Annotated in this window: 14 protein-coding genes; 1 reads left to right on the top strand and 13 read right to left on the bottom strand. The window is 53.8% G+C overall.

The annotated features are described in order from the left end of the window. Positions 1–94 precede the first annotated feature (94 nt). From fusA to secE, 13 genes are all read right to left on the bottom strand, one after another. The gene (gene fusA / locus P1U45_RS12015; RefSeq protein WP_301059276.1) at positions 95–2215 is read right to left on the bottom strand and encodes an elongation factor G; all 2121 of its coding nucleotides are present in this window, start codon (positions 2213–2215) and stop codon (positions 95–97) included. Positions 2216–2251: 36 nt separating this feature from the next. Beyond that, positions 2252–2722 carry a 30S ribosomal protein S7 gene (gene rpsG / locus P1U45_RS12010; RefSeq protein WP_301059275.1) on the bottom strand — a complete coding sequence of 157 codons (471 nt, stop codon included), beginning with the start codon at positions 2720–2722 and terminating at the stop codon, positions 2252–2254. A 12-nt stretch (positions 2723–2734) separates the two neighbouring features. Then, on the bottom strand, positions 2735–3106 hold the full coding sequence (gene rpsL, locus P1U45_RS12005) for a 30S ribosomal protein S12 (RefSeq protein WP_022695275.1): 372 nt from the start codon (positions 3104–3106) through the stop codon (positions 2735–2737). A gap of 344 nt (positions 3107–3450) precedes the next feature. Next, positions 3451–7644: a DNA-directed RNA polymerase subunit beta' gene (rpoC, locus tag P1U45_RS12000; RefSeq protein ID WP_301059274.1), complete on the bottom strand. Its 4194-nt coding sequence runs from the start codon at positions 7642–7644 to the stop codon at positions 3451–3453. A gap of 90 nt (positions 7645–7734) precedes the next feature. Further along, complete coding sequence (gene rpoB / locus P1U45_RS11995; RefSeq protein WP_301059273.1) at positions 7735–11829, bottom strand: DNA-directed RNA polymerase subunit beta; 4095 nt, start codon at positions 11827–11829, stop codon at positions 7735–7737. A 164-nt stretch (positions 11830–11993) separates the two neighbouring features. Continuing rightward, on the bottom strand, positions 11994–12368 hold the full coding sequence (rplL, locus tag P1U45_RS11990) for a 50S ribosomal protein L7/L12 (RefSeq protein WP_022695272.1): 375 nt from the start codon (positions 12366–12368) through the stop codon (positions 11994–11996). A 59-nt stretch (positions 12369–12427) separates the two neighbouring features. Continuing rightward, positions 12428–12943, bottom strand: a complete 516-nt coding sequence (gene rplJ, locus P1U45_RS11985; protein WP_022695271.1) for a 50S ribosomal protein L10 — start codon at positions 12941–12943, stop codon at positions 12428–12430. A 398-nt stretch (positions 12944–13341) separates the two neighbouring features. Further along, positions 13342–14040 carry a 50S ribosomal protein L1 gene (gene rplA, locus P1U45_RS11980; protein ID WP_293609457.1) on the bottom strand — a complete coding sequence of 233 codons (699 nt, stop codon included), beginning with the start codon at positions 14038–14040 and terminating at the stop codon, positions 13342–13344. A 5-nt stretch (positions 14041–14045) separates the two neighbouring features. After that, positions 14046–14474, bottom strand: a complete 429-nt coding sequence (gene rplK, locus P1U45_RS11975) for a 50S ribosomal protein L11 (RefSeq protein WP_022695269.1) — start codon at positions 14472–14474, stop codon at positions 14046–14048. A gap of 724 nt (positions 14475–15198) precedes the next feature. Continuing rightward, positions 15199–15837, bottom strand: a complete 639-nt coding sequence (locus P1U45_RS11970; protein WP_301059272.1) for a hypothetical protein — start codon at positions 15835–15837, stop codon at positions 15199–15201. A 274-nt stretch (positions 15838–16111) separates the two neighbouring features. Further along, entirely contained in the window at positions 16112–16726 is a 615-nt protein-coding gene (locus P1U45_RS11965) for a hypothetical protein (RefSeq protein WP_301059271.1), read from the bottom strand. Between the two features lie 208 nt (positions 16727–16934). After that, a complete protein-coding gene (nusG, locus tag P1U45_RS11960) occupies positions 16935–17492 on the bottom strand; it encodes a transcription termination/antitermination protein NusG (RefSeq protein WP_293609454.1) in 558 nt (185 codons plus the stop codon). Positions 17493–17505: 13 nt separating this feature from the next. Next, a complete protein-coding gene (gene secE, locus P1U45_RS11955; protein ID WP_293609453.1) occupies positions 17506–17715 on the bottom strand; it encodes a preprotein translocase subunit SecE in 210 nt (69 codons plus the stop codon). A 261-nt stretch (positions 17716–17976) separates the two neighbouring features. Between secE and P1U45_RS11950 the strand changes: the two genes are divergently transcribed. Then, positions 17977–20220 (top strand): mannose-1-phosphate guanylyltransferase/mannose-6-phosphate isomerase, encoded by a 2244-nt coding sequence (locus P1U45_RS11950; RefSeq protein WP_301059270.1) that lies wholly within the window; start codon positions 17977–17979, stop codon positions 20218–20220. Positions 20221–20428 lie beyond the last annotated feature (208 nt).

Raw genomic sequence — 20428 nt, 5'->3', positions numbered from 1 at the left:
ATCGTGCCAATGTTTACGTGAGGCTTATTGCGCTCAAACTTTGCCTTAGACATGTTTTCCTACTCCTGAACTGTGTGTCTGGCTGTTGCCTGGATTAACCGGCAAGCTGAGAAATAATTTTCTCGCTCTCAGCGCGAGGAACTTCTTCATAGTGATCGAAGATCATTACGAACTGCGCACGGCCCTGAGACATGCCACGCAGGTTACCTACGTAACCAAACATGTTCGCCAGTGGGACAAATGCGTTGATCGCTGTGATGTTACCACGTGGTTCGGAACCCTGAATCTGACCGCGACGGGAGTTCAGGTCACCGATGATGTCGCCCATGTATTCTTCAGGCGTAGATACTTCAACCTTCATCACTGGTTCCATGATGCGTGGTGCACCCTGAGACTTCAGCTCACGGAAAGCTGCACGGCTGGCAATCTCGAACGCAAGAACGCTGGAGTCGACATCGTGGTATGCACCGTCGAGAAGCGTCGCTTTGAGGTCGCTCATCGGGTAACCAGCAAGAAGACCGCTGGACATAGCGCTTTCGATACCTTTTTGAACGCCCGGGATGTATTCTTTAGGAACGTTACCACCGACGACTTTGGATTCGAAGACGAAGCCAGAACCTGCTTCACCCGGCTCGAACATGATCTTAACGCGACCGAACTGACCTGTACCACCAGACTGTTTCTTGTGGGTGTAGTCAATTTCTGCAGCCTGGCTGATAGCCTCACGGTAAGCAACTTTCGGTGCACCGATGTTCGCTTCAACTTTGAATTCACGCTTGAGACGGTCAACAAGAACGTCAAGGTGAAGTTCGCCCATGCCTTTCATGATTGTCTGACCAGACTCAATGTCTGTTTCGACACGGAAAGATGGATCCTCAGCCGCAAGACGCTGCAGACCAACGGACATTTTCTCCTGGTCGGCTTTAGACTTAGGCTCAACCGCGATCTCGATAACCGGATCAGGGAAGTTCATCGTCTCGAGAACAACCGGACCAGACTTATCACAGAGTGTATCGCCTGTTGTCGTGTCTTTGAGGCCTGCCAGAGCGATAATGTCGCCAGCAAATGCTTCTTCGATCTCTTCACGGTTGTTGGAGTGCATCATCATCATTCGACCGACGCGTTCCTGCTTGCCCTTCGTGGAGTTCATGATTGAACCGCCTTTAGAGAGCGTACCGGAATAAATACGAACGAATGTCAGAGAACCAACGAACGGGTCGTTCATAATTTTGAACGCGAGGCCGGCAAACGGCTGGCCGTCATCAGCAGAACGCTCAATGTTACGAATCTCGTCTTCGTCGCCTGGCTTGAAGCCTTTGTAAGCTGGAACGTCCAGCGGGCTTGGAAGATAGTCAATCACGCCGTTGAGCATAGGCTGAACGCCTTTGTTCTTGAACGCCGAACCGCAAAGAACCGGAACGAAGTCCATAGCCAGCGTACCCTTACGGATAAGCTTGCGAAGCGTCTCGATGGATGGCTCTTCGCCTTCGAGGTAAGCTTCCATAGCTGCTTCGTCCTGCTCGACAGCAAGCTCGATCATTTCGCTACGCAGCTCTTCAGCTTTGTCTTTAAGCTCGTCACGGATGTCTTTTTTGATCCAGCTCGCGCCAAGATCTTCACCCTGCCAGACCCACTCCTGCATTGTGAGCAGGTCGATCATGCCTTCGAGTTCGGTTTCAGCGCCGATTGGCATCTGAATAGGCATTGGCTGAGCGCCTGTGCGCTCTTTGATCATCTTCACGCAGTTGAAGAAGTCAGCACCAAGCTTGTCCATTTTGTTCACGTAAACGATACGCGGAACTTTATAGCGGTCAGCCTGACGCCAGACAGTCTCAGTCTGCGGCTCTACACCAGCGTTCGCGTCGAGGACGCAAACCGCGCCGTCGAGAACAGCCAGAGAGCGCTCAACTTCAATTGTGAAGTCAACGTGTCCTGGGGTGTCGATGATGTTGAAACGAAATTTTTCAGTTTCAGGTGTTTTACCGTCTTCTGTGCGTTCCCAGAAAGTGGTCGTCGCAGCAGACGTGATGGTAATACCGCGTTCCTGTTCCTGCTCCATCCAGTCCATGGTCGCAGCACCGTCGTGAACCTCACCAATTTTGTGAGATTTACCGGTGTAATAAAGGATGCGCTCGGTTGTGGTAGTTTTACCAGCGTCGATGTGCGCCATGATGCCGAAGTTGCGATAACGTTCGAGCGGATAATCGCGTGCCATGGAAATGAGCCTCGAATTACGAAGTTAGATAGAGAGTTACCAGCGGTAGTGTGAGAATGCGCGGTTGGCTTCAGCCATACGGTGCGTGTCTTCACGCTTTTTCACCGCATTGCCACGACCATTCGCCGCGTCAAGAAACTCACCAGCGAGACGCTCGCGCATAGTGTTTTCGTTACGAGCACGCGCAGCAGCAACCATCCAGCGGATAGCAAGAGCCTGACGGCGCTCAACACGTACTTCAACAGGAACCTGATACGTCGCACCACCGACACGGCGCGAACGTACTTCTACTGACGGAGAAACGTTGTCGAGTGCATCGTGGAACAGCTCGATCGGATCGCGCTTGACGCGCTCTTCAACGATATCGAGCGCACCGTATACGATACGTTCAGCTGTGGATTTTTTACCGTCGATCATGATCTGGTTCATGAATTTAGACAGTACGAGATCTCCGAATTTTGGATCCGGTAGAACTTCACGTTTTTCAGCGCGGTGACGACGAGACATATCTGTATAATCCTATTTCGGGCGTTTCACGCCATAATGCGAACGACGCTGCTTACGGTCTTTAACGCCCTGTGTATCGAGAACGCCGCGCAGCACGTGGTAGCGGACACCCGGAAGGTCGCGTACACGACCGCCACGAATCAGAACCACAGAGTGCTCCTGAAGGTTGTGGCCTTCACCAGGAATGTAACAGATCGATTCGTAGCCAGACGTCATACGGACCTTCGCAACCTTACGAAGCGCCGAGTTCGGCTTCTTCGGCGTTGTTGTGTACACACGGGTACACACGCCACGGCGCTGCGGACACGCCTTCAGCGCCGGAACTTTGTTACGTTTCGGGCGAGGCGCCCGTGGATTGCGGATCAACTGGTTAATCGTCGGCATAGACCTGTTCTTCTATCCTTTGTCTGGGTCCAAAACACCCAAATTCCATAACTAAAACCGAGGAGATACCATACGGATCACCTCGGAAAACTACGACTTGGGGAGGCTTGGGCCCCTAACCCTTGCGGGAGGTCACTCGGTTTATAGCCTGAGCGAACCTACACATCGAGCGGCGCTAATAGTCTTTGTACCCGAGAAGGTCAACCCTTCTGTGCGGTTTCGGAGTTCGGATTCCTCCCCGGGAGTACCGAATTCCTTATTCTTCGGGCCAGTTCAGTTCAAAGCGCTGTGCGCCGAACCTGTGGCGGAATACAGGCGGCCCCGAAGAGCCGCCTGATTCTGTATTATTCTGCAGCTTCCGGAGATGGAAGCGCTGGTGTTGCAAGCGCCGCAGCAGCTTCTTCGCGCTGTGCTTTCAGCTTCACATCGCGATCGCCTGCGAGGCGGCGGTAGCGACGCAGCTGACCACCTGTACCAGCCGGGATCAGGCGACCCACAATAACGTTCTCCTTGAGGCCTTCGAGCGTGTCGACCTTGCCCTGGATAGACGCTTCTGTGAGGACGCGTGTAGTCTCCTGGAACGATGCCGCAGAGATGAACGAACGTGTCTGCAGAGACGCTTTCGTAATACCCAGCAGAACCGGTGAACCAGTAGCTTCCTTGCGACCAGCCTTGCGAGCTGCAGCATTGGCATCTTCGAAGTCGAGCAGTTCAACTGTCTCACCTTTGAGGAGAGATGTCTCACCACCGTCCGAGATTTCAATTTTCTGCAGCATCTGACGTACGATGACTTCGATGTGCTTGTCGTTGATCGGAACGCCCTGCAGACGGTAAACTTTCTGGATCTCATCGACCAGATAGTCCGCCAGAGCTTCGACACCGAGAACCGTCAGAATGTCTTGTGGCGCAGGGTTGCCGTCCATGAGGTAGTCACCACGACGGATCATATCGCCTTCCTGAATTGAAAGGTGTTTGCCTTTCGGGATCAGGTATTCTGATGGCTCCATACCCTCCTCTTCAGGAACGATACGGATACGGCGCTTGTTCTTGTAGTCACGGCCAAACTCTACACGGCCATCGATTTCAGCGATGATCGCGTGGTCTTTCGGACGACGTGCTTCGAAGAGTTCAGCAACACGCGGCAGACCACCGGTGATGTCTTTCGTCTTCGCGCCACCCGTCATGACACGAGCAAGTGTTTCACCCGGGCCGACTTTGTCACCCTCGCCGACATTCAGGATCGCGCCAGCAGAGAGCTGGTAACGAGCCGGCATGCCGTTTGGAAGCTGAACTGGCTCGCCAGCTTCGTTTACGATGACAACAGACGGACGCAGGTCAGCGTTTTTCGCAGTCGTACGGAAATCAACAATGCTGCGGGACGTAATGCCTGTCGCTTCGTCAACTTCTTCACGAGCTGTGAGGTTGTCGATGACATCCTCGAGTTTCACTTCACCAGCAACTTCGGTGATAACCGGCTGAGCAAACGGGTCCCAGTCAGCGAGTTTGTCGCCGCGAGTAACCTTATCGCCTTCTTTCACGAAGAGCTGTGTACCGTAAGTGGCTTTGAATGTCTGACGTACGCGGCCATCTTCATCGACTGTGTCGACTTCCATGTGACGACCGATAACGATCAGGCGGCCATCGTGACGTACAGCTGTCGCCGCTTCGCGGAAGACAATCTTGCCGTCATAAGCTGCTTCAACACCTGACTGGTCAGAGACCTGAGCCGCACCACCAATGTGGAACGTACGCATTGTCAGCTGTGTACCCGGCTCACCGATAGACTGAGCCGCGATAACACCGACAGCTTCGCCCTGGTTCACGCGCTCACCACGCGCAAGGTCACGGCCATAGCAGCTTGCACAGCAGCCATTGCGCGTCTCACATGTGAGAACAGAGCGAACGAAGACTTTGTCCACGCCAGCTGAATCGATACGCTTGGAAAGCGCCTCGTCCAGATATGTGTTCGCAGGAACGATCAGCTCGCCAGTACCCGGCTCCATCACGTCTTCTGCAGTCGTACGACCCAGAATACGATCTTCGAGCGGAACGATAACTTCAGCACCGTCCATAACCGCGCGCAGCGTGATGCCTTTGTCAGTGCCGCAATCATCTTCAGTGATGATGCTGTCCTGAGCAACGTCAACGAGACGACGTGTGAGGTAACCGGAGTTAGCCGTTTTCAGAGCGGTGTCCGCAAGACCCTTACGCGCGCCGTGGGTAGAGTTAAAGTACTCAAGGACGGTCAGACCTTCCTTGAAGTTCGAGACAATCGGCGTCTCGATAATCTCACCCGACGGCTTCGCCATCAGACCACGCATACCAGCCAGCTGTTTCATCTGGTTCTTGGAACCACGGGCACCGGAGTGCGCCATCATGAAGACCGAGTTGGATTCAAGTACGCGACCTGTTTCCGGATCTGTTTTCTGCTCGCCTGCAGCTTCCATCATGGCGTCAGCCACTTTGTCCGTACAGGTCGACCATGCGTCGACGACTTTGTTGTACTTCTCGCCGCGTGTGATCAGACCGTCAGCATATTGACGCTCGTATTCAGCAGCCTGCGTACGGGTCGCTTCAACCAGCTTTTGCTTCGCTTCAGGGATGACCATGTCGTCCTTACCGAAGGAAATGCCGGCTTTAGCAGCTTCACGGAAACCGAGGCTCATGATCTGGTCACAGAAGATGACCGTCGCCTTCTGACCGCAGTTACGGTAGACGTGGTCGATCATACGACCGATCGCTTTCTTCACCATCAGCTCGTTTACGACGTCTGGCGTCATATCCGGCTGCTTTGGAAGACAGCTTGCGACCATGAAGCGGCCCGGAGTTGTATCGAACACTTTGCGCGAAACTTCGCCGTTCTCGTCTACGACTTCAAACGAACATTTTACTTTCGCGTGCAGCGTAACAGACTTGCTGTGAAGCGCGTGCTCGATCTCACCCATATCGGAGAAGCACATGCCCTCGCCCGGTTCGCCCTCTTTTTCCTGTGTCAGGTAATAGAGACCAAGAACCATATCCTGAGATGGAACGATAATCGGTCGACCGTTTGCAGGCGACAGAATGTTGTTCGTAGACATCATCAGAACGCGGGATTCAAGCTGAGCTTCAAGCGACAGCGGAACGTGAACAGCCATCTGGTCACCGTCGAAGTCAGCGTTGAACGCTGTACAGACGAGCGGGTGAAGCTGGATCGCTTTACCTTCGATGAGACGTGGTTCGAATGCCTGGATACCCAGACGGTGAAGCGTTGGAGCACGGTTCAGAAGGATCGGGTGCTCGCGGATAACCTCTTCGAGGATATCCCAGACTTCCGGCTTTTCTTTCTCAACCAGCTTCTTCGCAGCTTTAACTGTGCCAGCCAGACCTTTCGCGTCGAGACGCGCATAGATGAACGGCTTGAACAGCTCGAGCGCCATCTTCTTAGGCAGACCACACTGGTGCAGTTTCAGCGTTGGACCTGTCACGATTACGGAACGACCGGAATAGTCGACGCGCTTACCGAGAAGGTTCTGACGGAAACGGCCCTGCTTACCTTTCAGCATGTCTGAAAGGGATTTCAGAGGACGCTTGTTCGTACCCGTGATCACGCGACCGCGGCGACCGTTATCGAACAGAGCGTCAACCGATTCCTGAAGCATACGCTTCTCGTTACGGATGATGATGTCCGGTGCACGAAGCTCCATAAGGCGCTTCAGACGGTTGTTACGGTTGATCACACGACGGTAGAGGTCGTTAAGGTCGGAAGTCGCAAAACGACCGCCGTCGAGCGGAACCAGTGGACGCAGATCCGGAGGGATAACCGGAACGACAGTCATGATCATCCACTCAGGACGGCAACCGGAGTGCATGAAAGCTTCAATAACTTTCAGGCGCTTCGCAATTTTCTTAGGCTTCAGCTCACCAGTCGCTTCTTTCAGGTCATCACGGAGCATGTCCGCAGTCGCTTCAAGATCGATATCTTTGAGCAGTTCAAAGACCGCCTCAGCACCAATGTTCGCTGTGAACGCGTCTTCACCGAACTCGTCGCAAGCATCCATATACTCTTCTTCAGAGAGGAGCTGCTTTGGTTCGAACGGCGTCAGAGACGGCTCGATAACGACATAGCTTTCGAAGTAGAGCACGCGCTCTACGTCTTTCAGCGTCATGTCGAGCAGAAGCGCGATACGGGACGGAAGTGATTTCAGGAACCAGATGTGCGCAACCGGAGCTGCAAGCTCAATGTGTCCCATGCGCTCGCGACGAACGCGCGCAAGTGTAACTTCAACGCCGCACTTCTCGCAGGTAATGCCGCGATATTTGATGCGCTTATACTTACCGCAAGTACACTCATAGTCCTTCTGAGGACCAAAGATACGTGCACAGAACAAACCGTCTTTTTCCGGCTTGAACGTACGGTAGTTGATTGTTTCCGGTTTTTTGATCTCGCCATGTGACCATGAACGGATCTTCTCCGGGCTCGCGATAGAGATACGCAGGGCCTCGAAAGACGGGGCCGGTGCGTTCGGGTTGTACAGGTTAGTAACTTCCTGGCTCATATAGGCCGCTCCCTAGCGGTAGTTGAGAGACTGGATCTGGGGAAACAGTCTCTCTAAAAAATCAAACAGGCTGAAAAACGCGGTTACCCACTACTCTTCGTCGTCGACTTCACCATCGATCATCTCGATGTTAAGGCCAAGTGAACGCATCTCTTTGACGAGAACGTTGAAGCTTTCCGGAATACCGGCTTCAAAGTTGTCCTCGCCTCGGACGATTGATTCGTACACCTTAGCACGACCAGCCGTGTCATCCGATTTGACGGTGAGCATCTCCTGCAGCGTGTAGGCAGCACCGTACGCTTCAAGGGCCCAGACCTCCATCTCACCGAAGCGCTGACCACCGAACTGAGCTTTACCGCCCAGTGGCTGCTGCGTGACGAGTGAGTATGGACCAGTCGAACGAGCGTGAATCTTCTCATCCACGAGGTGATGGAGTTTGAGAAGGTGCTTGTAGCCAACCGTAACCTTGCGGGCGAACGGCTCGCCTGTACGACCATCATACAGTGTCACCTGACCAGAACTGTCGAGGCCGGCGCGAACCAGCATCTCGGAGATATCGTCCTGGTGAGCACCGTCGAAGACAGGTGTCGCGATTGGAACACCGTTACAAAGGTTCTGAGCAAGCTCGATAACCTCAGCGTCGTTTTCCGGCACTTCAACACCGCCGCCATAAGCTTTCTCGATGGAATCACGCAGCTTCGCTACGTCATGATTGCGTCGATAAACTTCAAGGCTATTCTCGATCATGCGGCCTAGGCCTGCACACGCCCAACCAAGGTGCGTCTCAAGAATCTGACCCACGTTCATACGGGACGGAACGCCCAGAGGGTTGAGGACGATATCGACCGGAACGCCATCTTCTGTGAACGGCATGTCTTCCAGCGGATTGATCTTGGAAATCACACCTTTGTTGCCGTGACGACCAGCCATTTTGTCACCCGGCTGAAGCTTACGCTTAACAGCGAGGAAGACTTTAACGACCTTCATCACGCCAGGAGGCAGATCATCACCGCGCTGGATTTTCTCAACCTTGTCATTGAAGCGAGCTTCAAGTTCACGAGTGGAGTCTTCGAAAGATGCTTTGAGCTCGTCGACTTCAGCTTGTACAGCTTCGTCTTCGAGCTGAATCTGCCACCACTGGGACTTCGGAACGCTCTCAAGATTTTCGAGTGACACATCACCCTTCTTGAAGCCTTTCGGGCCCGCAATCGCAGACTTACCAAGCAGAAGGTCAGCCAGACGACCGAACGCGTTGCGTTCCAGAATGTTCTGTTCGTCCTGACGGTCTTCTTCGAGTTTCTCGATTTGCTCGCGTTCGATCTGGATCGCACGCTGGTCTTTGTCGACACCGTGACGGTTGAAGATACGAACTTCAACAACAGTACCCGCATCGCCCGGAGGCACACGCAGAGACGTATCACGAACGTCAGAAGCTTTCTCACCGAAGATAGCACGCAGAAGCTTTTCTTCCGGTGTCATCGGGCTTTCGCCCTTCGGTGTCACCTTACCAACAAGAATGTCGCCAGCTTTAACTTCGGCACCAACAGCAACGATACCGGACTCATCGAGGTTGCGGAGGGCTTCCTCACCGACGTTCGGGATGTCACGTGTGATTTCTTCCGGACCGAGCTTCGTATCGCGCGCTGCGATTTCGAATTCCTCGATGTGGATCGAAGTAAAGACGTCGTCACGAACAATACGCTCAGAGATGAGGATGGAGTCCTCATAGTTGTAGCCATTCCAAGGCATGAACGCCACGCGGACGTTACGGCCGAGAGCCAGCTCACCGAGGTCTGTAGACGGACCGTCAGCAATGATGTCGCCTTTAGCAACAACGTCACCCACTTTAACAATCGGGCGCTGGTTGATGCATGAGTTCTGGTTAGAACGGCGGAATTTCACGAGACGGTAAATGTCGACGCCTGAGCGGTACTTTTCGAAATCGTCCGTTGCGCGAACAACGATACGTTCCGCATCAACCTGCTCGATCACACCAGAACGTTTCGCCACGAGCGCAGCACGTGAGTCACGCGCTACAACAGATTCCATACCCGTACCAACGAGCGGAGCTTCTGTTTTAACAAGCGGAACGGCCTGACGTTGCATGTTTGATCCCATGAGCGCGCGGTTCGCGTCATCGTTCTCAAGGAACGGGATCAGAGATGCAGCAACAGACACAACCTGCTTCGGAGAAACGTCGATGAAGTCGACTTCTTCACGCGGAACAAGCATCGCGTCACGTGCAGAACCAACACGCGCGTTCACAAACTCGTTCACGAGCATGCCGTCGGAATCTACTGTCGCATTCGCCTGAGCGATGGAGTAGCGCTGCTCTTCCATAGCGGAGAGGTAACGCACTTCGTCGGTCAGCTTGCCGTTTTCAACTTTGCGATACGGGCTTTCAATGAAGCCGTACTTGTTGATGCGGGCATGCGTCGCGAGAGAGTTGATCAGACCGATGTTCGGTCCCTCTGGCGTCTCAATCGGGCACATCCGACCATAGTGTGTCGGGTGAACGTCGCGAACTTCGAAGCCCGCACGCTCACGCGTCAGACCACCAGGGCCGAGCGCAGAGAGACGACGCTTGTGCGTGATCTCGGACAGCGGGTTTGTCTGGTCCATGAACTGTGACAGCTGGGAAGAGCCGAAGAATTCGCGGATCGCAGCAACAACCGGTTTCGCGTTGATGAGGTCGTGCGGCATGACCGTATCGACATCAACAGAAGACATACGCTCCTTGATCGCACGTTCCATACGAACGAGACCAACGCGGTACTGGTTTTCCATCAGCTCGCCAACGGAACGGACACGACGGTTACCGAGGTTATCGATATCGTCGACTTCGCCCTTACCGTCTTTCAGGTCGAGGATCGTCGTCATAACGGCAACGATGTCTTCCTTGCGGAGGATGCGGATTTCGTCTGAACAATCCAGGTCCAGACGCATGTTCATCTTAACGCGGCCAACGGCAGACAGGTCATAACGCTCAGCGTCGAAGAAGAGCTGCTGGAAGAGACCGTCAGCCGCTTCCTGCGTTGGTGGCTCACCAGGACGCATAACGCGGTAAATGTCAGACAGAGCCTCGAAGCGTGTTTCGTTTTTGTCTGCAGCAAGCGTGTTGCGCAGCCATGAACCACGAGAACCGTTGTCGATGTCCAGAATAGACAGCTCTTCAACGCCAGCGTCACGCAGTTCAGCGATGTTTTCTTCTGTCAGCTCGTCGCCTGCTTCGATGTAGATTTCACCTGTTTCAGGGTTCACTACGTCGTAAGCCACGAACTTGCCCTCAAGCGCGACGCTCGGGATCAGAATGTCATTGAGGCCGCCTTCAGAGAGCTTGCGTGCTTTGACAGCAGAAAGCTTCTTGCCCGCCGGCGCTTCAACTTCACCCGTCTCAGCGTTGACGAGGTCATGATCAGGCTTCGTACCGCGCCAAGCTTCAGGCTTGAACGCAGTCGTCCAGCCATTCTTGTTAATGCGGTAGATGGAGTTGGTGTAGAACGTCTCGAGCACTTCTTCGGAGTCGAGGCCGAGTGCGTAGAGAAGCGTAGTCGCCGGAAGCTTACGCTTACGGTCGATACGAACGTTCAGAATGTCTTTAGCGTCGAACTCGAAGTCGAGCCATGAACCACGGTATGGAATGATACGCGCAGCGAACAGGAGCTTGCCTGAAGAGTGCGTCTTACCTTTGTCGTGGTCGAAGAACACGCCCGGGGAACGGTGCATCTGAGACACGATTACGCGCTCTGTGCCGTTCACAATGAACGTACCTTTTTCTGTCATCAGCGGGATATCGCCGAGATAGACGTCTTGTTCTTTAATGTCGCGAACAGATTTGGCCTGCGTTTCTTCATCGATATCAAAAACGATGAGACGGAGCTTTACCTTGAGCGGCGCTGCGTAAGTCAGGTCGCGCTGCTGGCATTCCTCAACGTCGAACTTTGGCGGCTCGAACTCGAAAGATACGTATTCCAGAACCGAACGTTCAGCGAAGTCTTTGATCGGGAAGACCGATTTAAAGACCGCACCAAGCCCCTCATCCGGGGATCGCTGCTCAACGCCCATCTGAAGGAAGTTTTCATATGATGCACGTTGAACCTCAATGAGGTTCGGCATGTCGACAACGGCAGGAAGCCGACCGAAGGATTTGCGAATTCGCTTTTTTTCCGTAAGGGACAGAGCCATCTTCGTTCCTGATCCAGGGCCCCCGCTCCCCAAATAAGGGAACCAGGCGGCGTTCGCTAGAAGCGCGGTCGCGGCGGACCCAAAGAGGATCCGCCGCGTGATACTTTACAATGGACGCTCCGCGCAGAACACGTCCACAATTTGGTTGCTCGAAAGCAGCAGCGTTACTTGATTTCCACTTTCGCGCCAGCTTCTTCGAACTTTTTCTTGATCTCTTCAGCTTCTTCTTTCGTAGCGCCTTCTTTGATCGGCTTAGGAGCACCTTCAACGAGCTCTTTAGCTTCTTTCAGGCCGAGACCAGAAACAACTTCGCGGACTACTTTAATCACGTTGATTTTCTTAGCACCGCCGTCGACGAGGATTACGTCGAACTCAGTTTTTTCTTCAGCTGGAGCAGCGTCAGCGCCCGCAGCAGGACCAGCTACAGCTACAGCTGCAGCAGCTTTGATGCCACGCTCTTCGAGGTAGTCGTTGAGCTCTTTAGCTTCGAGAATGGTGAGTGCGAGAAGCTCATCACCGAGTTTAGCAATATCAGCCATTTTAGTTTGTCTTTCTCTAAGTGAGGTTAGATTTCTGGATCTTACGTTGTGTTCAGACCTTAAGAGCTAGCTTGCTCCCGGATCGCATCAATCGCGCCAGCAAGCTGCTGACCCGGTGCGTTAACACGCGATACGATTTCGGTAGCCTGGCCGAGAAGGCGAGCAACAACAGTAGCAATAAGCTCTTCGCGTGATGGCATAGATGCGAGCATCTTGATGCCAGTCTCGTCCATCACTTCTTCGTCCATGATGGCGCCGATAAGCTTCAGCTTTTCGTTGTCTTTTGCAAACTCGGACGTAACTTTCGCCGCTGAAGATGGATCTTCAGCAAACGCAATAGCTACAGGCCCCTGAAAGAGATCAGCCGCCGCGTCGCCGCCTTTGCCCTTAAGAGCAATTTTGGCAATACGGTTTTTGATCACTTTGAGCGTCGCACCCTTCTCGCGAAGTTTCGTGCGAAGCCCGGTCATCTCCGCAACGCTAAGACCAGAATAGTGTGTGACGACGACTGCTCCAGATTCCTCGAAAACAGTTTCGAGTTCTTTGAGCGCCGCCTTCTTTCCGGTTTTATCCATTACGGTTCTCCAAAAAGTCAGGCGTACAGTTGATCCGCACACCCTGGTGTCTGCCGTCAGAAGGCGCACCTTCATCCGGCGCCTGCCCAGGGTTATGGATTAAACAAGAACTTGCAGACATCGCCCCCAAGCCTCAGTCTCACCTCACCCCGTCTGCATAGGATATTTCATAGCCTGGGCTAACCTATGGTCTCGGACAGGTTTTCTGTCCGGAAAGCAGACGCAATCCGGCCAGAGCCGGGTTCCATATCGTCTTTACCAATGAGTCGCAAGGCCCAGATTCAAGATTTTTTCATACACCTTCAGATTGTCGGCGTCTGCATAGCCCGATCAGGCCACATACGAAAAAGGCGCGAGCTTTACACTCGCGCCTGAATTCTTGTGATTATCGCCAGAGCTTATGAAACTGAAGCGATTGTCTCGTTCACGTTCAGCTGGACACCAGGGCCCATAGAAGAAGACAGCGTGATCTTCTTCACGAACGTACCTTTAGCACCTGATGGCTTAGCCTTCAGAAGCGCAGAGACGAACGCGTTTACGTTTTTCTCGAGATCATCGTTAGAGAAGCTCGCTTTGCCGATACCAGCGTGGACAATACCAGCCTTCTCGACGCGGAACTCAACAGCACCACCCATAGAGTCTTTAACAGCCTGCGCCACGTTCGGCGTAACTGTACCAACTTTAGGGTTAGGCATCAGACCACGTGGGCCGAGAACCTTACCGAGACGACCAACGATCGCCATCATGTCAGGTGTCGCGATCACACGGTCAAAGTCCATGAAGCCGCCCTGAACTTTTTCCATCAGGTCTTCAGCACCGACGATCTCAGCGCCAGCTTCACGTGCTTCGTCAGCTTTTGCGTCACGCGCAAAAACAGCAACGCGAACTGTACGGCCCGTGCCAGACGGCAGGTTACATACACCGCGGACCATCTGGTCAGCATATTTCGGGTCAACGCCGAGGTTCACAGAGATATCGATTGTCTCGTCGAACTTTGCTTTAGCGTTGGATTTTACGAGCTCAACAGCGTCAGAAACACTGTAAGAAGAGTTGCGATCTACAGCCTGGAGAGCTGCAGCCATACGTTTACCAGCCATCAGTCTTACTCCGTAACCTGCAGACCCATAGAACGCGCAGAACCCGCAATGATAAGCGAGGCAGCGTCCAGGTCGTTTGCGTTGAGGTCAGCCATTTTCGCTTCAGCGATCTCGCGGCATTGCGCCATTGTGACCGTACCAGCTGTTTCGTGACCAGGCTTGTTCGCACCTTTTTTCAGGCTTGCAGCTTTAAGCAGCAGCACTGAAGCAGGCGGAGTTTTCGTGACAAAAGTAAAAGACTTGTCCTGATAATAGTCGATGACGACTGGAATCGGCAGGCCTTTTTCCATGCTAGCTGTTTTAGCGTTGAACGCTTTACAGAATTCCATGATGTTGATGCCGCGCTGACCGAGCGCAGGACCGACCGGCGGAGACGGCGCAGCCGCACCAGCCGGAATTTGGAGCTTTAGCTGCCCCAGAAGTTTCTTAGCCATGTATCCCTCACATGATTAGGTGTGGTCTGCGTATTTCAGCTCGCCACTGCTACGGGTGCGTGGTCGGGTTCAACCCATGGACTTACGGGCCACCTCCCACACGAAGCCGCGCGTATACATGAAGGCTGGTATAGACGCAAGCCAAGTTTCTTTATGCCTCACGACGCGCAGCGTCTCCGGCGGGGCGTGCTATCGCCCGGACCGCAGTCGCGGTCTGTGAGCACACGAGCAATCAAACCATGTGTCCGCAGGTTCCCGTGAAGGCGGGAAAATTGGACCATACATGTCGCACCAGATCCCTGTCCGTGTGTGTTTGCTCTCGTATCGCTTCGCTCACATAGAGCGCGCTCAGGGCTGCTTCCCCTCTATTCCAAGCTCTTCATGCAGCCCGCAGGTTCCCGTAAAGACGGGAACCCATGCTTAAATCTGACCGCGTGCTGCAATCGAACGTCTAAGCTTGGATACCCGCCTACGCGGGTATCTGCGGTGTTGAGAGAATTCCCGCAACGGGAAGAAACTGGTCCCACGAGCAACGCGAAGGCGCAGCCGGGGTGAGCCCATGGCGAACCGCGAAGGCGAGCAAAAAAGTACATACACCTCTATCGCCGCAAGGGATTCCCTGCCGCGTTCTTGTATTTGATTGCTCGGTACTGTGTCAGCTTACGCTGTCGCACCTGCGCCTACGCGCCGCTTGTGTTTCCCACGAATGAATTGCGTTGCAGAATTACTGGGGCCCGGATGCGCACTGGCGCTTCGGGATAAGGACGGGCGGCGGCCAAGGCTCCTGAGATGTCATGATGTGCTGACAAGACGGAAATGTAGGTTCCACGGTCTCACCGAACACGAGAGGCGTTCGAACTTCGGGCTCAAGATACGCCAGCGCAAAGACAATCAAACGAGCCAGATGGCTCGCCAGTGTTTCGGCGCGTTCAAAGTTCTCGATAGCGGCCTGCAGCCGGTCAAACAGCTCAGCCAGTGACGTGCGGTCACAGCCCTGAGCGGGTTCTGTGTGAAATTCTGCTTCGTGAGAGCAAACAGCACAGCCCTGAGCGCGCTCTATGCGCACCGAAGGTGCGCGAGAGCAAACAAGACTATCCGCCCGTTGCCAGACGGGCGTACGCATCGCACTTGCTGCGTAAGTGAAACCGGCCCGTTCCAGCTGGTTCGAGGCCAGCATACGCACATAGGCATGCACCATCGCGTCAGTTGAATTCACCATTCGCGCGAGGTCACGCGGTGCGCACGTATCACCGTACGCCTGAAGCCGCATGCACCAGGCATAAAGCCGCGCAAGGTTCAGCCCGATCAGCTGACCAATAGTCAGCGATGTATACTCAGAGGCAGATGATGGCGCGGGGGTCATGCGCCAAGATTAGGGTGGCGTGTGGTGGGGTTGGATTAGTTTTCGGGTGTTTAACCGCCGGGCGTACTGTCATCCCGGAATGTTTTGAAGTTTTGACAATAAACATATCCGGGATCCAGCTGATACTGGAGGGATGTTCTGGGTCCCGGCTCTTCGCTTCGCTGCGGCCGGGATGACAATGAGGTAGCCACAGAAACCTGAACCCATGCGCGCCGGTTCTTTCTGGTGCATTGCTTCGCGGAATGCACCCTACCCGATGCTAAGCATCGGATTGTTAAATTGGCTGGAGATGGTCCAAGCCTTTCAATCCAGCCCCTTTACAAAAGTTCACAAACTCTTCGGAAAGAAAGAGATCGATAGACATTCGAGGGCCGTTTTCATCGGGCATCATAACCCGAAAAATCGGAGGAAGGTCTTCGACCTTATTCAGAAAAACCCACTTCTTCACCGTGTTGATCGTTCCCCACGCGTTTCTTGTGAATTCGGACGTCTTTTCATCGAAAACATTCACTGCAGTCGAAGGAAAAATGCAGCGAAATTTCTTTTTTCCTTTGGCTTTCAAATCCTCAGATACCCAACAATGAGGTGCTACCACTCTCTTAATCAACGACCACGCATTCTCTGAGACCGCCAATACGCCGCCACCCAAATATTCAAAATCACGGAGTTTGTCGGTTGAGGAGGCGTTCTCTTGATCATCCAATACGTCCATTTCCATTAGTTTCGTTTCAAACTCTTCTCGCCAATCTTCGATTTTGTCCCATGGCAGACGAGCCCCCTCTAAAACCGCACCGTAGCCAAACGGATCGTTGTGAAATGTGTAATGAAAAACAATCAAAATCCCCCCCCCGCTGCCGCCCCATTCTCTCTTCACGCTCGAATGGCCCATAGTAAGTGGAACTCCGTTCCGCGGTAGGTTGCATTAAGCGTAGCGAATGCACCAGACAAATGAGCGCCGGAGATGCGTAATGACTGCCACCGACCGCGCATAATGCGCGCCTGAAGCTTGCGGCGAATCCGGGCCGACAATCACAACACCACCAAACAAAAAACCCGGCGCGATGGCCGGGTTCTTCAAAACAGGATTGTCTGTCAGCCTAGCTGACTTTATCGACCTGACCGTATTCGAGGTCGACAGGGGTCGCGCGACCGAAGATGGACACCATAACTTTCAGGCGGCCATTTTCTTCGTCGACTTCCTCGACAGACCCTTCGAAAGACTGGAACGGGCCATCGTTCACACGAACCTGCTCGCCAATTTCGAAGCTGATCGTTGGACGTGGACGCTCTGCAGCATCCTCTGCGTCGCCAAGGATTCGCTGAACTTCACGTTCGGACACCGGCAGTGGCTTTTTACCACCGTCAGCACCGAGGAAGCCGGTAACCTTCGGCGTGTTCTTCACCATGTGGTAGATGTCGTCAGTGAGGACGGCCTTCATCAGAACATAGCCCGGGAAGTAGCGCTGCTCACGTGTGCGCTTGCGGCCGCGAACGACTTCAACGACTTCTTCAGTCGGAACTTCCATCTGCTCGATCAGGTGATCGTGACCGTTCATGCGCGCCTGCTCAAGAATGGACGCGGCGACCTTCTTCTCGAAGTTCGAGTATGCGTGCACAATGTACCAGCGAGGCTTTGTTACGTTTTTCTGGCTCATGCCAGGGCCTTCCTTAGCTAGATGCGCCAGTGATCATCGGGATAAGGAATCCCCAGATCACATCTACGAAAAAGAGAAATGTCGCTGCGATCACGACCATGACCAGAACCATGATCGTCGCTGCGATTGTTTCCTGACGGGTCGTCCAGGTGATTTTGTTACCTTCTGCACGAACCTGCTTTAAGAAGGTAAGCGGACCTGTGCGCGGTTTCTTTTCCGACATTAGTTCAGTTTCTCGTTTTTGGGATAAGCATGCTGCCTAACCCAGTTTCATCTTTTCGTCTACGTCTGGCAGGGAATTTATTTGCGCGCGCATGCGCTGTTTCCCCTTGCGTAAGCTAGCGTCCTTTTTGTCAGATAAGCTGTGGTTTTCTGAATGAAATACAGGCAGACACAAAAAGTCATAAAACAATATCAGTCAGGGCTGTTAAAACGGATGCAGCAATGGCAAGAAGCGTCAATGTTGAGTTAGGGGACGACTTCAATGAAAATTATACCGACCATTCTGTGCGGCGGCTCCGGTACGCGCCTATGGCCGACTTCACGCACCTATGCGCCAAAGCAGCTTCAAAGCCTGGTTGGCGAGAAATCGCTTCTGGCGAATACGGTGCTGCGACTTCAGGCGCAGGAAAACTGCATTTCGCCCGTGCTGATTTGTGGTCAGAGCTACGCGACCGAGATTGAACACCAGATGGAAGATGAAGGCGCCGAGCTTTCTGCCGTTATTGCTGAGCCGATGGGACGCGACACAGCAGCAGCAGCAGCGATTGCCGCGCACTGGGCACGTAAAATCCAGCAAGAAAATCCGGACGAACAATATGTCGTTCTGCTGCTTCCTGCAGATCACCATATTTCAGACATTCCAGGCTTCCATCAGGCGCTTGATTCGGCAGGTGAAGCCGCCCTCGCCGGCTACATCTCCACCATTGGCATCACGCCGAATGCACCAGAGACCGGCTTCGGTTATATTAATCGCGCGTCTGACAAGCTACCTGATCTGGCCTCCTACCCGGTTGCCCGATTTGTAGAAAAGCCGGACGAAGACACGGCAAAGCAGTATCTGGAAAGCGGTGATTATCTCTGGAATTCCGGTATGTTTGCTTTCACGCCTGATGTGTTCCTCTCCGAACTCGAAAAGTTTGACGAGATCATTTCCCGCAAAGCGGCTGAAGCATTCTCAGAAGCTGATGTCGCCGTAGATGCAGCCGGACTTCCGCGCATTTCGTTTGATCCACAGACGTTCGAAGCCATTCCGAAAAACTCCATCGATTTTGCTGTCATGGAGCACACGGACAAGGCCAGCGTTCTGCCGGCTGATTTTGGATGGAATGATGTGGGCAGCTGGTCGGCCGCGCACGAAATTGCGCCGTCAGACGCGAACGGCAACGTTCTGGAAGGTGATGTCGTCGCAATCGACACGGCCAACAGCCTGATCCGCGCACATGACAAGCTGATCGCAGCCGTCGGCCTTGAGAACATGATCATCGTCGATACGGTCGACGCCATGCTGATCTGCCCGAAGGATCAGGTTCAGAAGGTCAAAGCGGTCCACAAGCACCTAAAAGATCAGGGGCATGCAGTAGCCGATCACCATGGCCCGGGCAGCACGGCCTATGTCTCGCAACAAAAGTCACGAGCTCGCAGCTGGCTGTTTGGGAAGGCTCTGCCGTTCTGGATAGAGAACGGTCTGGATCTGGACAATGGCGGCGCATTCGAAGCGGTGAACTTCTCCGGCGAACCGCTCAAAGACATGCCGAAGCGCCTTCGCGTTCAGGCTCGCCAGACTTATGTGTTCTCACACGCAGCCATGCTCGGCTACCAGCCAGCCGAGGAAGCGATTAAAGTCCCGCTCGACTTCATGCTTCGCCATGGTCGCCGGGATGACGGAGGCTTCGGGCACATTCTTTCGCCGACTGGACACTTCATCGACGATCAGGCGGACTGTTATGACCACGCCTTCGTTCTGATGAGCCTGGCATGGGCCTACAAAGCGACCGGCGACAAAGACCTGCTAAAAGTTGCCACTGAGACGATGGAGTTTCTGTTCGCCAGACTTCGTCATCCGGTAAACGGCTTCAAAGAGGCTCTTCCGGAAGGTGATGCCCTGCGACGCGCCAACCCGCACATGCACCTGCTGGAAGCCGCTATGGCGTGGATGAAGCTGCACAATCACGATCTCATGGCCGACATGGCTAAGGAGATTGTCGGACTGTTCCGGACGCACTTCTGTGTCGGCGGTCTGTTGCGGGAATATTTCCAGAACGATCTCTCCATGCTGCCGTCTACAGCGCCGGAGCTCTCACGCGCTGTCGAGCCTGGCCACCTGATCGAGTGGACCTATCTTCTGAGGCTGTATGAGTCGCTGACAGGCGACGCCGTTGAGGAAGCCGCGACGATGGAAGCCTTCTCTGACGCTTACGGAATCAATCCGCTCACCGGTCTTGTCGTCGATCACGTCATGCCGAACGGCAAGATGATGGACGCACCAACCAGCCGGCTGTGGCCGCAGACGGAGTACATCCGGCTCAAACTGCAGCATAACACCACCGAGGGAACAGATCTGGCCCTTCACATGTTCGAACGTCTTGCAGACGACTATATGACATTTGACGGTGAAATGCCTGGTTACTGGAAAGACCAGCTGAGCGTAGACGGGCAGAACCTGCTCGACCGCGCGCCAGCGAGTTCATTCTACCATATTCTCGGATGTCTGGAGCCGATGCTCTGACAACGCACAAAGGAATGACCTAATCTAGAGGAAAGCTGACAATAGTCTTTCGCTAAACTGAATGCAGTCGCGCGCGCACTGTGCAAGTGGTGAACAGACGACAGACACATCTCACAAACTAATTATTTTCGTCAGTGGAAACTTGTCCCTACGAAAACTGACCGATAGAGACTGAATTTATGAGTACGCGTACGCCATGGGGGGCACT

The organism is Ponticaulis sp. (assembly GCF_029210165.1).
GTDB lineage: Bacteria > Pseudomonadota > Alphaproteobacteria > Caulobacterales > Hyphomonadaceae > Ponticaulis.
Note: the sequence above shows the minus strand (reverse complement) of the source record. Positions and strands in the feature narration are given on the sequence as shown.